This window comes from Sulfurospirillum diekertiae (assembly GCF_002162315.1).
In the GTDB taxonomy this organism is placed as follows: Bacteria; Campylobacterota; Campylobacteria; order Campylobacterales; family Sulfurospirillaceae; genus Sulfurospirillum.
This window is the reverse complement of sequence record NZ_CP021416.1, coordinates 555,906-570,857: the sequence shown is the minus strand read 5'-3', so window position 1 is coordinate 570,857 and position 14,952 is coordinate 555,906. Positions and strand designations below refer to the sequence as shown.

The following is a 14,952-nucleotide window of genomic DNA, read 5'->3' as shown; positions in this document are numbered from 1 at the left end:
CTATAACCCTAATTCTCTCTCTAAGCTAAGCGCTCCATCTAAAAGTGCTTGCTCACCATACGCTTGACCAATAAGTTGTCCACCAACAGGAAGCCCTTTGCTATCCATTCCAAGAGGAACCGAAATACCTGGAAGTCCTGTAAGATTGAGTGAAATGGTATAAATATCACTCAAGTACATTTCCAATGGATCTGCTTTTGAACCAAACTCAAACGCACTCGTTGGCGTTACTGGCATAAAAATCAGATCAGCCTCTTTAAAAATGGATTCATACTGCGCTTTGATAAAATGACGCGCCTTTTGAGCTTTGATGTAATACGCATCATAATAACCACTGCTTAAAACAAAGGTTCCAAGGAGAATTCTTCGTTTAACCTCTTCACCAAAGCCAAGACTTCTACTTTGAATAAACATCTCTTTCAGGTTTTCATTGCTTCCACGGTTTCCATAACGAACACCATCGTAACGACTGAGGTTTGCGCTCGCTTCTGCCGTTGCAATCACATAATAGGTTGCGATGTCATATTTCGAGTTAATAAAATTGCGATAAATGATTTTATGACCCGCTTTTTCGAGTGCACGAATACCATCCATCATACGTTCACGCACTTCAGGACTTGCTTCATTCAAGTAGTTTTCAATGACAGCAATCGTCATTTTACGGTTCGCATTCAGTTTGTCTGCGACACTTTGATGTGCCATGTTGGCACTGGTAGAGTCTTTTGGCTCATGCCCTGCGATAATGTCATATAAAATAGCCGCATCTTCAACATTTTGTGTAATTGGTCCAATTTGGTCAAGGGAACTTGAATACGCACCCAAACCGTAACGGCTTACTTTTCCATAGGTTGGCTTTAAACCAACGCAGCCACAAAAAGCTGCGGGTTGGCGAATACTGCCACCCGTATCACTTCCAAGTGCTGCGATGGCAATGCCGCCAGCAACAGCTGCAGCACTACCACCACTACTTCCACCAGGAACGCATTTGGGATTGTGAGGGTTGAGTGTTTTGCCATAAAATGAAGATTCGGTGGAGCTTCCCATCGCAAATTCGTCCATGTTGGTACGACCAAACGGAGAGAGTCCATGACGCACCATATTATCAATAACCGTTGCGTTATAAGGCGCGACATAGCCTTGAAGGATGTTAGAGCCACTCGTGACTTCCCAACCATTCACTTGAATATTATCTTTAATGGCAATCGGAATGCCTGAACCATACTCACTAATCGTTTTACATGTAAGCTGCTCGACATAGGCACCCAAACTTTTTGTTGCTTCTATTTTTTGCTTTAAATCAGTTCGAAATGCTTCGATCTCTTCTTTGGGAAGTTTTAATGCCTCTTTTAAGGTTATCAACGCCTCTCCTTTATCATTATTTATAAAACACTTTGGCACAAAGGCATTGAAGCTCTTTTCACCTTGCGGTTTTTCAAAGTTTACTGCCTTTGTCGGCAGATTTTAATTTTTTTGTTTTGACATTGATCAGATAAATACACACTCCAATCACCACGAAAATAGCACCAATCGTCATAAAAATAAAACTTAACTGCACAGGAGCGCTCAAATCAAACATTTAAAGCCTCATTACATCGGTGGCAAAGTTCTTCTTCGCTTTTAGCACGGTATTTCCAACAACGTGGACATTTGCATTTGGCAGCTTTAAATATTTTAAAGTGATCTCCTGCGACTTCAAATACGCCCATTTCACCCGTTTCCATATGTTCAATCACTTTACTGACCGTAAACCAATCTTCCGCATCTACTTTTTCCAATGCAGCAATTTTAGGTGAACTGGTTTGAAGTACCAACTCTAAAGTTGATTTGATGATCTTCTCTTTTTTAAGGGCATCCACAATTTCAAAGAATTTTTCACGTGCTTCTACCATATAGGCTTCATCGAAAGCTGTTGTCATATTTGGAAGTGATGCATACACAAGGTCAAAAACATTTTCACCTTTGCTTTTTAAGATGGCGGGGGCATACTCCATCATCTCATCAATCGTATAGGTCAAGGTTGGTGCCATTAAGACCATTAATTTTTCAGCAATCAATGCCATTGCACTTTGTGCAGAGAGACGAATCGTGTCATTTTTCGCATTACAATAGAGTCGATCTTTGGAAATATCCAGATAAATGCCACTGAGTTCCACGGCAATAAAATGGTTTAAAAGGGCAAATCCTTTAGAAAATTCATACTCTCTGAAATACCCTTCAGCCTCATCAAAAACCGCTTTAGCATGCGCTAAAATCCATTGATCCAGCACACCCATCTGCTCATAAGGCAAGATGGTCTCTAAATCATTGATGTTTGCTAGTAAAAATCGGAATGTGTTACGAATTTTACGGTACTGCTCGCTGACTTGTTTTAAGATATTATCGCTGATTTTTTGGTCGCTCATATATTCACTTGTGGCTGCCCAAAGACGTAAAATTTCGACACCATGGCTTTTTGCAATATCGATTGGGGAAATAACATTTCCCTTCGATTTGCTCATTTTTTCACCCTTTTCATCCATGGTAAAACCGTGTGTCAAAACTTTTTGATACGGTGCAATGCCATTGTTTGCGGTGCTAACGAGCAGTGAGCTTTGAAACCAACCGCGGTGTTGATCGCTTCCTTCAAAATACATGGTTGCAGGATAACTTCCAGCATCGTAGTCAGTGGATTGAAGCACCGCTTTCCATGTGCTACCGCTATCAAACCAGACATCCAAAATATCCATCACTTTTTCGAGATTTTCAGGGTTGTAACCGCTATTGGCAACCAAAAGGTCTTTGATCTCTAAATCCCACCACGCATCCGCACCTTTTTCTTCAAAGATGTTTGCAATATGGCTCACAACGTTGGTGTCAAAGATAGGTTTACCGGTTGTTTTATCTCTAAAAAACGCTATTGGTACACCCCAATCACGTTGGCGTGAGATACACCAATCGGGACGATTTTCAATCATTGAACCTAAGCGATTAATGCCTGATTTGGGATAAAAACGAACTTTTCCAAGCTCATCCATCGCCATTTTACGAAGACTCGCGCGTCCGCCAACGGCTTCATCCATTGCGACAAACCACTGTTTGGTTGCACGGTAAATGACCGGTTGATGCGTTCTCCAACAGAAGGGATAGGAGTGCGTAAATTTGGAGCATTTCAAAAGGCGTGTGCCCAAAAGTTCTAAAATACGCTCGTTGCATTTAAAGATATGCTCGCCTACAAAACTCTCAGCATCCGGAAGGAGTCCTAAACGAACGACGGTTTCATCGTAACAACCGCGCTCATCCACAGGCATAATCACTTCAAGCCCGTAACGAAGCCCTACTTTGTAGTCATCATCACCATGCCCAGGAGCGGTATGAACACAACCACTACCACCGTCCATCGTAACATGCTCACCTAAAACAAATTGAGATTTACGACCATTCAACGGATTGAGTGCAAAACTGTTTTCAAGCACACTGGCTTTAAAGGTTTTAACGATCTCACCTGCGATCACACCTTGCTCTAAAAGTTTTACATGTAAAGGCTCAGCGACGATATAACCATCACTTGTGAGCACATAATTTTCTTCGGGGCTAAACGAAATACCTACGTTGGCAGGCAGTGTCCACGGTGTTGTTGTCCAAATGATAACGGAAGCATCTGTGCTAATATCCAGTTTTGCTTTCGCCTCAGGCGTTAGTGCAAACGCGACAAAGATAGAGTAGTCTTCTTTGTCTTCATACTCAACTTCCGCTTCGGCCAAGGCACTTCGCGCTGCCCATGACCAGTAGACTGGTTTACTGCGTTCAACCAAAAGGCCTTTGTCTGCAACGCCGCACAAAGCACGGTAAATGTCCGCTTCAAATTTAAATTTCATCGTCATATACGGATTGTCCCAATCGCCAATAACACCTAGTGATTTAAACTCTTCGCGTTGAATATCAATAAATTTACGGGCATGTTCGCGGCACAATTCACGAATTTTACTTTTTGGAAGGGCGTCTTTTTTCTCTTTCCCAAGGTTTTTTTCCACTTGTTGCTCAATCGGCAACCCGTGACAATCCCAACCTGGAACGTAACGCACTTTTTCACCAAAAAAATAGTGGGTTTTAACGATCACATCTTTGAGAATTTTATTGAGCGCATGTCCGATATGAATATGCCCATTGGCATACGGAGGGCCATCATGAAGAATAAATGTCGTTGGGGCATTTTCTCTATTTTTGATCATTTTTGCATAAGCACTCTCCTCTTTGGAAAACCACTTGGCATAACGTGCAGGCTCGTTTTGAGGGAGGTTGCCACGCATTGGAAAATCGGTCTGAGGAAGAAGCAAGGTCTCTTTATAGTCCATCTATTTATTTCTCCTTGGAAGCTACAACTCTTTACATGTAAGCGTCTCTTAAAATGAGGCAAGTTTATCTAAAAACGATTTAAGAAGCACTTACGGTATAATGCGTGATACGATATAATGCAAAGTTTTAGTCTGCCAACATCGCTGGCAAGCTTTAGCACCCTAGTCGTTCAAAGCACCAAAAAGTGCGTGGGTTTTCTGCACAAGATTACCTAGTGTTAGCGTAGCTTTTAAAGCTTTGCTTCAAAAGCGTTTTTAAGAGTTCTTCCAGAACTCTATTAAAAAATAAAAAAAAGGTACTCCTATGAAAAGCTCTTTGATCGTAGTTGGAAAAGCGCTACGATACAATCTGCCATTTTTAAATTACATTCATGCAACCATTACAAAACATCTTGATCTTCCTGATCAAACCGTCTATATCGATAAAAACGATAAAGACCTCTTCTTTGTCTTGGAAGAATCCATCACCCATGCAGATGAAATCGTCATTGTCACATCCAATGATAGTTTTAACCTTGTCAATAAAGTCATTGCAACACTAGGAGAAGAGTCACTAGAGCTTAAAGGAGGCATGCTCATTCCTTCTAAAACAGTTCATTTTGAAGAAAATAGCTATCTTTTGGAGCGTGATGGTAAACTCATCAATATTATCAAAGCCAGTGAAAATAAAAAGCTTCCTACGGTTTTAATTGAAAATAAAAATAGCTCAGCCCTATTTTCCATTATCAATATTGATGAAGATTCTCTTAAAATCTTACTTGAACCCTTAGCCCAAAATTTTGAGATTCGCATTACTCCTGCAAAAATTATTGACGGTTGGATGACCATCGAAGCAATTTCCAATAAATATGGCAATCTAGAGAGCTTCTTTAAAGCGGCAAAATCGCTTCTTCCTCAAAAAGTAATCAATCACCCTGACGTAATTGAACATATCGCAGAATCACTCCAAGCGCATGGTAAGACACTCAGTATTGCAGAGAGTTGTACAGGAGGGCTTATTGCTTCTATGCTTACCAAACGTTCAGGTGTATCGGCCGTTTTCAAAGGGGGTCTTGTAACCTACTCCAATGAAATCAAAGAGTCATGGCTAGGAGTCAGTAACGACACTATCGAACGTTTTGGAGCAGTCAGTGAGCTCTGTGTGCGTGAAATGCTTGAAGGTGTTCTCAATGCTAGCCTTTCTGATTTTGCCATCGCTACCAGTGGTATTGCAGGGCCAACGGGAGGAAGTATTGAAAAACCTGTTGGTACGGTTTATGTAGGCGCTCGCAATAAAGAGGGTAATATTCTTATCGAAAGACTTCTTTTGGAAGGTGATCGTGAGTATATTCAAACCCAAAGTGCTTACCATGCCTTAAAGTTGCTTTTACATGTAGGCGAAAATATTTTTCTAAAAAGTGAAAAAATGTCTTGACAAATGAACTTTTTTTCTCTATAATTTCAGCCTCATTACGAGAAGAACGTGAATGACTCGTTAGCTCAGTCGGTAGAGCATCTCCCTTTTAAGGAGGTGGTCGATGGTTCGAATCCATCACGGGTCACCATTTTATCTGTGCGACCCCATCGTCTAGTGGTCCAGGATTCCGCCCTTTCACGGCGGTTACAGGGGTTCAAATCCCCTTGGGGTCGCCATTGATATTTCTTCTTTAGTGTTCATAATGGTCGCTTAGCTCAGTTGGTAGAGCGCCACCCTTACAAGGTGGATGTCATAAGTTCGAGTCTTATAGCGACCACCATTTATGCGCGGCGGTAGTTCAGTTGGTTAGAATATCGGCCTGTCACGCCGGGGGTCGCGGGTTCGAGCCCCGTCCGCCGCGCCACTTTTTATTTTCCCTCAGCATTTTCTTATCGTATTATGAAACTGTCTGAGCATGACTCGTTAGCTCAGTCGGTAGAGCATCTCCCTTTTAAGGAGGTGGTCGATGGTTCGAATCCATCACGGGTCACCATTGTCCTAAACAAACACACTTGTGCGACCCCATCGTCTAGTGGTTAGGACACCGCCCTCTCAAGGCGGGAACGGGGGTTCAAGTCCCCCTGGGGTCGCCATTTTCCTCAGCTAAATTCTATTTCCCCTTTGATTAATTCCCTCATTTTCATACAAATCAATTTCACGTTTATATTCTGGATTGGCTTTTTTAAGCTCCTCATCCATAAATGCTATCAATTTTGCATCAGCATTACGATGGCTTGCAATAAGCAAGATAAAATTGAGATAGACTTTAGAAAGTTTTGGCGCTATTCCTTTTTCTTTGGTAGGGAAAGGGCACTCTTTGGCTACCTTGAGGATTGCGTTGGTAAGATCATTGCGAGAAGAAGTACGTTTGGCAGCAATATCGACTAACTCTTCAATCACTACTTTTCGAGCTTTATCTTCTTGTTCTTGTGTATGATGCGTCACTTCTACAACAACCGTTTTTTGTAAATTTGCAACAATAATAAATAAAGTGATTAGAACAATGGCAATAACAGCAACAATTGCTATTATGAGATAATTCTCTTGCATGACGGAGAGCCTCTTAAATTTTTGCCTATTATAGCACAAACTTAAAAGAGGGATTAATATCCCTCTTTGTATTTATAAGGTTTTAGAGATGCCCCGTTTAGGATACGCCAGAGCAATAACAAGAGCAACAATGGCAACGGTATAATAGACAAAAGATGGCACAGGAATTGGGTCACCTGCAGCGTAAGAATGCATACCTGAAAGATAAAAATTAACGCCAAAATAAGTCATAATAATGGAAGAAAAAGTAATCGTTGAAGCAACTGCAAACGCAAAAGGTGTATTAAATTTGGGAATAAATCTTAAATGCACCACAGCTGCATAAAAGAGAATTGAAACTAAAGCCCACGTCTCTTTTGGATCCCATCCCCAATATCTACCCCACGATTCATTGGCCCAAACCCCTCCTAAGAAGTTACCAATGGTTAAAAGGCTCAGTCCTAGAATCATTGCCATTTCATTAATACGTGTTGCTTCAATAATATTGCGTTCAATTTCGACATTACGTTTGGTTTGCTTTGTGCTTCTTATAATAAATAAGATCAATGTAAAAAAGCCTAGAAGCGCACATAGTCCTAAGAATCCATAACTTGCTGTAATCACCGAAACATGGATATTAAGCCAGTAAGATTTTAGAACAGGTACTAGATTGGTAATTTGTGGATCCATCCAACTAAGGTGTGCCACAAAAAGCGTTACTCCAGCAAGAATGGATGTCAATGCAAGAGAAACCACAGACTGGCGAGAAAAGAAGATACCCGCAAGTGCTATTGCCCAGGCAATGTAGATCATTGATTCATAACCATCACTCCAAGGGGCATGCGTTGAGATATACCATCTGAGCCCAAGTCCACCCGTATGAGCTAAAAAAGCAACAAAATTAATGGTCAAAACAATTTTTGTTGCCAATTTGATATTTAAAGATGATTTGACCATTTTTGCAAAAATAAAACAGAGTAAGACTAAGCCACTGAGAAGATACACAGGGGTCAATCGTGCAAATATTTTCGCATGGTTAAAGAAAATTTCTGCTTTAATACGACTATCACTTGGGATAATTTCAGAACCATACTGCTCTTGATACGATTGAAGTTTATCAATAGCTTTGTTGGCATTTTCCCAATTTCCTTTTTCCAACCCTTCGCTAATAGAATCAAAATATCCACCAAGAAGTGCTCTCACTTCATCACCTTCTTGTTTGGAAAAGTTCATAACCGCTTCTTGAGGTGCAAACCATTTTTTGTTGATGTCGTTTTGTTTAGGAATCATTTTAAAGACTTCGCCAGTATAAACCATATAACAAATGTTAACACGCTCATCTACTTTGAGTATATCTTTATCAAATTGGTTACGAAGCGCTGGTTTTTTACGATTAGCTTCTTCAGAATATTTGGTTAACTTATAAGCATGATCACCCTCTTTTTCAAAAAAATCATTGAAAGAGGCATATTTTTGATTTTCAGGAATACCAATAATTTTTTTTAGTTCAGGATGAAATACTTTGATAATAGGTAGACCTTGCCATTCACTCGGAGAACTCATCATGCTCAGGGCAACTTGATTTGCACTTAGCCTTTCATAGGAGGAGCCACCATAAATTTTATTGAGCAGTTCCGTCGAAATTGTATCTATCGGCTTAATTCTTCCATCGACACTTTGGACTAAGACGCGTCCAAACTTATCAGCATGTTTTACATCGTACTGTTTTAAAAATCCTATATACTCTTCCGTAGTATAGGCGTGTAGTGCAGATCCTTGGCTCAAAGCAATGATGGAGACAAGTGCCACCAAGATAGATTTTATCTTAGTCATATCTTTTTGTACCATGCCTGCAAGTTTACGGAAACGACTTTTTGGATTGAGCAAGTTAAAGAAAAGTCCAATCCCTAAAAGAAGGTATCCAAAATAAGTTGGTAACTTTCCAGGATCATTATTTACGGACAAAATTGTTCCTTTTTCATCTTTATCGTACGAACTTTGGAAAAAACGGAAGCCTCGATAATCCAATACATGATTCATATAGATACGAAAGGGTACATGAACCCCTTTTTCACTGTCAACCACTTCAACCTCACTTGCATAAGACATTGGAGACATTGATCCAGCATAACGATCCAATTGAAATTCATTAAGTTGGATAGCAAAAGGCAGTGTAAAAATTTGTGCACCCCACTCAAAGATGAAAGGAACACCTGAGATCATGATCTTAGTTGGCTCACCTTCACTCCCTTTCCCTTGTCCAAACATAGCAATTTCTTTTGTTTCGCCTTTATATTTTGCATCGACGATAATTGCAGATACGCCACTTGCTTTTATCATAGGATTTTTATCTTCAACAACTTTTTCTTGCCCTTTAAGACCAATATAACGTGGTGCAAAATTCACATTTCCAATGGTATAAAGCTGCCCTGTTACAAAATCTTGCTTATTATCGGCTGCGTATTCCCCACGCTTGTTTTCAGCCATTTTAAACCATGCAATTTTTTCTTTGGAGTAAAAATAAAATTTCCCATCTTCCAATGTAAATTGGATAATAGTCTTCTTGGTTTGAGGAACTTGGGCATTAAAACTAAAAATATATTCACTTGACTCGTAAGTATCGCCCTCTTTTAAAACAACATTGAGACTTTCGCCATACCCACTGAGCATCATTGAAATCATTGGAACACCTTGTGGATCATCAACAACTTTTGCAGTAGCATTGGGTAGATATTGTTTAAATTTTACTTCTGCTTTGTCGCCACCTACATCAAATGAGAATGAAAAGCCATTACCACCTGCACGAGAAATAAGCTGTGGATGACTATAGCTATAAGTTTTAGTGTCTTTTAAAGCACTAACTTGAATAAAAGTACTACTTGATAAAACTTTATCCTCTTGCATACCATTTCTTACATGTAAAGTTCCCTCAAAGCCATAATAGCGCGTGATCCCAGAACCAATAAGAATAAAAATAAAACTAATATGAAATAAAAATGCAGGTAATTTATCGAGTTTGTAGAGTTTATATCGAATAATATTAGAGATTAAAATAAGTGCTAAAGCAACTTGAATCAGTTCAAACCACCATGCAGTATAGATCAGTGCCCAACTCGTCTCGACACCAAAATCATTTTCAATAAACGTTGCTACACCACAAAAAAAGTCCAAAAAGCACCATCAGGATGATAGCCGATTTCATCGAAAAAATCTGCTTCAATACAAAATCCATAAAACTCCCTTATCTGGAAAAATTAAGTTATGTTACCTTTTTAGAGTAAATAATTTATAAATCATACATGTCCCTTGCACAGCGTTATTTAATTTAGAAAAAACAAAAAAAATACACTTTGATACCCTTTTTTTCATTCTATAAGTAAAATATCGCACTAAAATCATTTGTACTTGTTTGCTCTAACGGGGTGAGTTTTTATAGAAGAGTTTAATAGAAATGTAAACCTCCGCTAAGAGAGATTTACATGTAAACAGAAGATGTGAATTTTTTATCCACCGAGATATTTTTTACGAATAGTATCATCACCAATCATTGCAGATGCAACGCCATTCATAACAATTTTACCATTCTCTAAAACATAGGCATAATCTGAAATTTTGAGAGCAGCAAAAGCATTTTGCTCAACTAAAAGAATGGTGATTCCCTCATTACGTAATCGTGTAATGATCTCAAAAACTTCACCAACAATTTTAGGCGCAAGTCCAAGGCTTGGTTCATCAAGCATTAAGAGCTTCGGTTCACCCATTAAGGCACGTGAAATCGCTAACATTTGTTGCTCACCCCCGCTCATTGTCCCTGCTAGTTGATAGCGTTTATCTTTGATACGCGGGAAAAGCTCATACATAGCATCTCTAAGATGATCAAAATTTTCATCGTTATTAAATGCCCCCATACGAAGGTTCTCTTCTACTGTCAAATTAATAAAAATCTTTCTTCCCTCTGGAACGAGAGATAAACCATGTTGTACCAGCGTGTGTGTTTTATGGTTATGGGTATCGTAACCTAAGAAATTGATATCCCCCGTTTTTTTAACACTGTTAAGAAGTGCTTTGAGTGTTGAACTTTTTCCTGCACCATTTGAGCCAATCAAAGAGACAATTTGTCCCTCTTTGACTTCAAAATCAATTCCCTTAACAGCTTCAATGAGTCCATAATAGACATGTAAATTTTTAACACTGATCATTAAGAAAATCTCCTAAATACGCAGATATCACTTCAGGGTCTTGTATCGCATCTGCGGGTTTGCCCTCAAAAATAGTTTTACCATAATCTAAAACTAAAACTTTATCGCACAATTGATTGACAAATTTCATATCATGTTCAATCAAAAGAACCGTCAAATCAAAATCAACTCGAGCCTTTTTAATAATCTCACCCAACTCTTCTGTCTCTGATGGATTCATACCAGCAGCTGGTTCATCAAGCAGTAAAAGATCAGGATTGGTTGCAAGAGCGCGTGCTATTTCAACTTTACGTTGTTGGCCATAGCTCAAATCAACCGCTTTATCATGGGCATAAGAGCTCATGCCAAAGTAGTCTAAAATTTCCATTGAACGTGTTTTAATACGCTTTTCTTCCCCAATAAAACGAGGGAAACGCAAAATCGATTCTAAAAATCCATAACGTGCTTGGAAATCAAAGCCGATTAATATATTATCCAAAACACTCATGCTTGAAAAAAGTCTAATATTTTGGAACGTTCTTGCAATACCTTTTCGTACAATATGGTGAGGTTTTAAACCACTAATGGCTTCATTTCTGAAAATAACCTCTCCTGATGTCGGTGTATAATTACCCGTAATGATATTAAACATCGTGGTTTTACCTGCACCATTGGGTCCAATTAGTCCAAAAATTTCTTTAGGCGCAACGCTAAAACTGGTCTCTTTTATGGCTGTGACACCACCAAAATTTTTAGTGACATTGTCAATTTTCAAGATCATTTGTCACCCTTTTTACGCGGTTTAAAAAAGTCTGTTAGTTCTCGTTTGCCCATAATGCCTTCTCGTGCAAAGAGCATGATCAAAATAAGGCCAAGAGAAAAAACAACCATACGCATACCCGGCATTGCAGGGGCATTGTAACCAAAGAGATGTATTGGCTCATCCAAGAAACGCATCCATTCACTTCCACCCATCACTAAAACAGTACCAATAATTGCGCCTGTCGTACTACCAAGACCACCCAAAACAATAATAATAAGTAACTGGAAAGTAAAGAAAAAGTCAAAAAGATCAGGGGAAATACTTGTTAAGAGTGCTGCTAGAAGTCCACCACCGACTCCTTCAAAGAAGGCACTTGTACAAAACGCCAATGTTTTGGCTTTAAAGGTATTCACACCCATTGCAATGGCAGCATCTTCATCATCACGAACCGCTTTCATTGCACGACCAAATTTAGAATTGATGATATTGAGCACAACAATAACAGCAATCATTGCAATGCCACCTGTCCAGTAAAGATTAGAAAATTCTGGAATGTCATTAAGCCCAAGAGAACCATTCGTCGCTTCTGGTACATTAATCGCTAAGATTTTAATAATAAATCCAAAGCCAAGTGTTACGATTGCAAGGTAATCTCCACGTACTCTAAACACAGGGAAAGAGAGACATGCTGCCAGTATGGCTGAAAATATACCACCCAATAAAAGTGCTACGACAAAGTTAGCATGCAGTGTTAATATAAACGGATAAGGATCAACAATGGCATATTGATACTGTTTCGACTCAGGGCTTACCAGTAAAAGTGCTGTTACATAGGCCCCGATGGCAACAAAGCCATTAGGCTCAAGAGAAAACTGACCGGTTACACCGTTAATAAGATTGTAGCTCACCGCTAAAATAACAAAAATAGCAATATTATTTAAAATTCTTACGGTGTATTCATCAAAGTGTGTGTTGGAAAACCAAATAAACCATAGTGTTAATGCAACTATAGTGAGCTTGATCAATAGCTCTTTTTTTTAGGATAAGGCTGTTCATATTAAAACCTACTTTTTTCAAAATCAATACCCAAAATTCCTGTGGGTTTAAACAGAAGGATGAGAATTAAAAAGATAAAAGCAAAAGCATCTTTATAACCGCCCAATTCTGGGAAAAAAGCAATAACAACGACTTCTGTAAAGCCAATAATCAATCCACCAAGAACAGCACCACCGACACTTCCAATGCCACCAACAACAGCTGCGGCAAAGGCTTTTAAACCTACAAGGACACCCATCATTGGTTCAACAGAAGGGTAATTAACTGCCCAAAAGATACCCCCAACAGCAGCAAGTGCTGAGCCCATACCAAATACAAGCGTAATGATGCGGTTTGCATCAATTCCCATAAGATTGACCGTTCCAACATCAAAAGCTAGCGCACGAATAGCCATACCGTATTTAGTTTTAAAAAGTACCCATAGAATAGCAGCCAATAAGAAAGCAGTAATAATAGGCACAATAATTGCAGAAACCGGCATCGTTAAACCCATAATGTCAACAATTTCTTCGAGGTAAGCAGGCACGGGGAAAGCTCTAGGAACGCCACCAAAAAAGACGTTAAAAGCATTTTCGAGAAAAAAGCTGACACCAATTGCTGTAATTAAAAGTGAGATTTTTGGCGCACTACGCAACGGTCGATAGGCAATGAAATCACTCGCCATACCTAAGATCGCTGAGCCCACAATAGCTAAAAGGACTGCTGCCCCAAAAGGAAGACCAAGAACAGCAATGCCAAAATACCCTAAAAATCCACCCACCATCATAATATCGCCATGCGCAAAATTGATAAGCCTTAAGACTCCATAGACCATTGTATAACCAATGGCAATGAGCGCGTACATACTGCCAAGGCTAAAGCCATTGACCATCTGTTGCATAAACATTGTTAAATCCAAATAGATTCTCCTAAAATATTTTAGAGCAATACCCACTGTTTCGAGTGGAAATTGCTCTAAAATCTCTCTTTACACTTTTACATGTAAAGAGAGATAAAAGATTATGGATTTACAGTTGCTTTATAAACAGCTTTACCATTTTGAACCACTTTGATAACGGCTGAACGTGTAGAGTTGCCAGTTTTATCCATGTTGATAACACCAGAGACCCCTTCAAAGTTAGAGGTAGATTTAATCTCTTTGTTAACGCATACACTGTCTTCTGGATTGGCACAACGATTCATTGCATCAATCATAACATTATAGGCATCTGCACCAAGTGCAACGAAAGAGTTGACCTCTTGTTTACCTGTTTTTTGAGCATAAGCTGCAATAAAATCTTTTGAACGTTGTGTTGGAGGCGCAGCATAGTCAAAGAAGTCTGTAAACATGTAACCCTCAACCGCATCACCACCTAAGTCAATAAAGGTCTGATTAGCAACACCATCACCTGAGAACATTGGTTTAACAAGTCCAATTTGTTTTGCTTGACGAGCGATCATAGAAACCTCTGGGTGATACATTGGTAAGAACAACATATCAGGATTTGCTGCTTTGATTTGAGAAACAACAGCTTTAAAGTCTTTATCACCTGAGCTAACTTTAATCTCTTTAATGACTTTACCACCAGCCTTTTTAAAAGCATCCGTAAATGCTTTTGCAAGACCTAGTGAATAAACTTGCGCTTGATCAACAACAACAACAGCAGTTTTAAGTTTAAGATCTTTTGTTGCGTAGTTTGCAACAACTGCACCTTGGAACGAGTCAGTAAAACAAACACGATTTGCAAACTCTTTTTGCTCAGTAAGTTTGTCATTGGTTGCAACAGGAGAGATAACAGGAATCTGTTTTTTCTCAGCAATTGCCATAACTTGCGCTGTATTTGTACTGGTGAGTTCTCCAAGAATTCCCACAACCTTGTCAGAACTGATCAGTCTCGTTGCAGCATTTGCTGACTCAACTTTGTCACCTTTAGTATCAATGAGCACCAATTTAATGGTATCCCCATTTTTAAGTTTTGGTTGCAATGAATTTGCAAACTCAATACCTTCATAGGCAGTTTGACCGTATGCCGCGAGTGGTCCACTCATTGACATGGCGACACCAACACTGACGTCTTTAGCAAAAGAAGACGATGCTAAAAGCGCAACAGATGTAGCTAGTAGAGCTAGTTTTCTCATGAATACTCCTTAGTGTAGTAA

General features: G+C 39.3%; 11 protein-coding genes and 6 tRNA genes. 7 read left to right on the top strand and 10 right to left on the bottom strand.

Going from position 1 to position 14,952, the window contains the following annotated elements:
* The 3 genes from gatA to ileS all read right to left on the bottom strand — a co-directional run bounded on the left by gatA (window position 1) and on the right by ileS (window position 4,331).
* Window positions 1-1,359: an Asp-tRNA(Asn)/Glu-tRNA(Gln) amidotransferase subunit GatA gene (gene gatA / locus Sdiek1_RS02920; RefSeq protein WP_087437816.1), complete on the bottom strand. Its 1,359-nt coding sequence runs from the start codon at window positions 1,357-1,359 to the stop codon at window positions 1-3.
* A gap of 73 nt (window positions 1,360-1,432) precedes the next feature.
* A complete protein-coding gene (locus Sdiek1_RS14915; RefSeq protein WP_192866765.1) occupies window positions 1,433-1,576 on the bottom strand; it encodes a hypothetical protein in 144 nt (47 codons plus the stop codon).
* Window positions 1,569-4,331 (bottom strand): isoleucine--tRNA ligase, encoded by a 2,763-nt coding sequence (gene ileS / locus Sdiek1_RS02915; protein ID WP_087437815.1) that lies wholly within the window; start codon window positions 4,329-4,331, stop codon window positions 1,569-1,571. Before ileS ends, Sdiek1_RS14915 begins: the two co-directional genes overlap by 8 nt.
* Window positions 4,332-4,635: 304 nt before the next feature.
* Here ileS and Sdiek1_RS02910 point away from each other — a divergent pair, with 304 nt between their 5' ends.
* The 7 genes from Sdiek1_RS02910 (at window position 4,636) to Sdiek1_RS02880 (ending at window position 6,380) form a co-directional block, all read left to right on the top strand.
* The gene (locus Sdiek1_RS02910; protein WP_087437814.1) at window positions 4,636-5,745 is read left to right on the top strand and encodes a CinA family protein; all 1,110 of its coding nucleotides are present in this window, start codon (window positions 4,636-4,638) and stop codon (window positions 5,743-5,745) included.
* Between the two features lie 54 nt (window positions 5,746-5,799).
* Window positions 5,800-5,875: transfer RNA gene (locus Sdiek1_RS02905), tRNA-Lys, on the top strand.
* Between the two features lie 12 nt (window positions 5,876-5,887).
* Window positions 5,888-5,963, top strand: a tRNA-Glu gene (locus Sdiek1_RS02900).
* A 28-nt stretch (window positions 5,964-5,991) separates the two neighbouring features.
* Window positions 5,992-6,067: transfer RNA gene (locus tag Sdiek1_RS02895), tRNA-Val, on the top strand.
* 7 nt (window positions 6,068-6,074) lie between these two features.
* Window positions 6,075-6,151 (top strand) — tRNA-Asp (locus tag Sdiek1_RS02890).
* 53 nt (window positions 6,152-6,204) lie between these two features.
* Window positions 6,205-6,280: transfer RNA gene (locus Sdiek1_RS02885), tRNA-Lys, on the top strand.
* Between the two features lie 25 nt (window positions 6,281-6,305).
* Window positions 6,306-6,380 (top strand) — tRNA-Glu (locus Sdiek1_RS02880).
* Between the two features lie 10 nt (window positions 6,381-6,390).
* Here the strand turns inward: Sdiek1_RS02880 and Sdiek1_RS02875 are convergent.
* From Sdiek1_RS02875 to Sdiek1_RS02845, 7 genes are all read right to left on the bottom strand, one after another.
* A complete protein-coding gene (locus Sdiek1_RS02875; RefSeq protein ID WP_087437813.1) occupies window positions 6,391-6,837 on the bottom strand; it encodes a hypothetical protein in 447 nt (148 codons plus the stop codon).
* A gap of 72 nt (window positions 6,838-6,909) precedes the next feature.
* Complete coding sequence (locus tag Sdiek1_RS02870; RefSeq protein WP_369688483.1) at window positions 6,910-9,987, bottom strand: cytochrome c biogenesis protein CcsA; 3,078 nt, start codon at window positions 9,985-9,987, stop codon at window positions 6,910-6,912.
* A 332-nt stretch (window positions 9,988-10,319) separates the two neighbouring features.
* Window positions 10,320-11,015, bottom strand: coding sequence for an ABC transporter ATP-binding protein (locus Sdiek1_RS02865; RefSeq protein ID WP_087437812.1), 696 nt, complete (start codon window positions 11,013-11,015; stop codon window positions 10,320-10,322).
* Window positions 11,002-11,775 (bottom strand): ABC transporter ATP-binding protein, encoded by a 774-nt coding sequence (locus tag Sdiek1_RS02860; protein ID WP_087437811.1) that lies wholly within the window; start codon window positions 11,773-11,775, stop codon window positions 11,002-11,004. The genes Sdiek1_RS02865 and Sdiek1_RS02860 overlap by 14 nt, the downstream gene beginning before the upstream one ends.
* Entirely contained in the window at window positions 11,772-12,782 is a 1,011-nt protein-coding gene (locus tag Sdiek1_RS02855) for a branched-chain amino acid ABC transporter permease (RefSeq protein ID WP_087437810.1), read from the bottom strand. Before Sdiek1_RS02855 ends, Sdiek1_RS02860 begins: the two co-directional genes overlap by 4 nt.
* 32 nt (window positions 12,783-12,814) lie before the next feature.
* The gene (locus tag Sdiek1_RS02850; protein ID WP_202819580.1) at window positions 12,815-13,711 is read right to left on the bottom strand and encodes a branched-chain amino acid ABC transporter permease; all 897 of its coding nucleotides are present in this window, start codon (window positions 13,709-13,711) and stop codon (window positions 12,815-12,817) included.
* Between the two features lie 101 nt (window positions 13,712-13,812).
* A complete protein-coding gene (locus Sdiek1_RS02845) occupies window positions 13,813-14,931 on the bottom strand; it encodes an ABC transporter substrate-binding protein (RefSeq protein ID WP_087437809.1) in 1,119 nt (372 codons plus the stop codon).
* Between the last annotated feature and the right edge of the window lie 21 nt (window positions 14,932-14,952).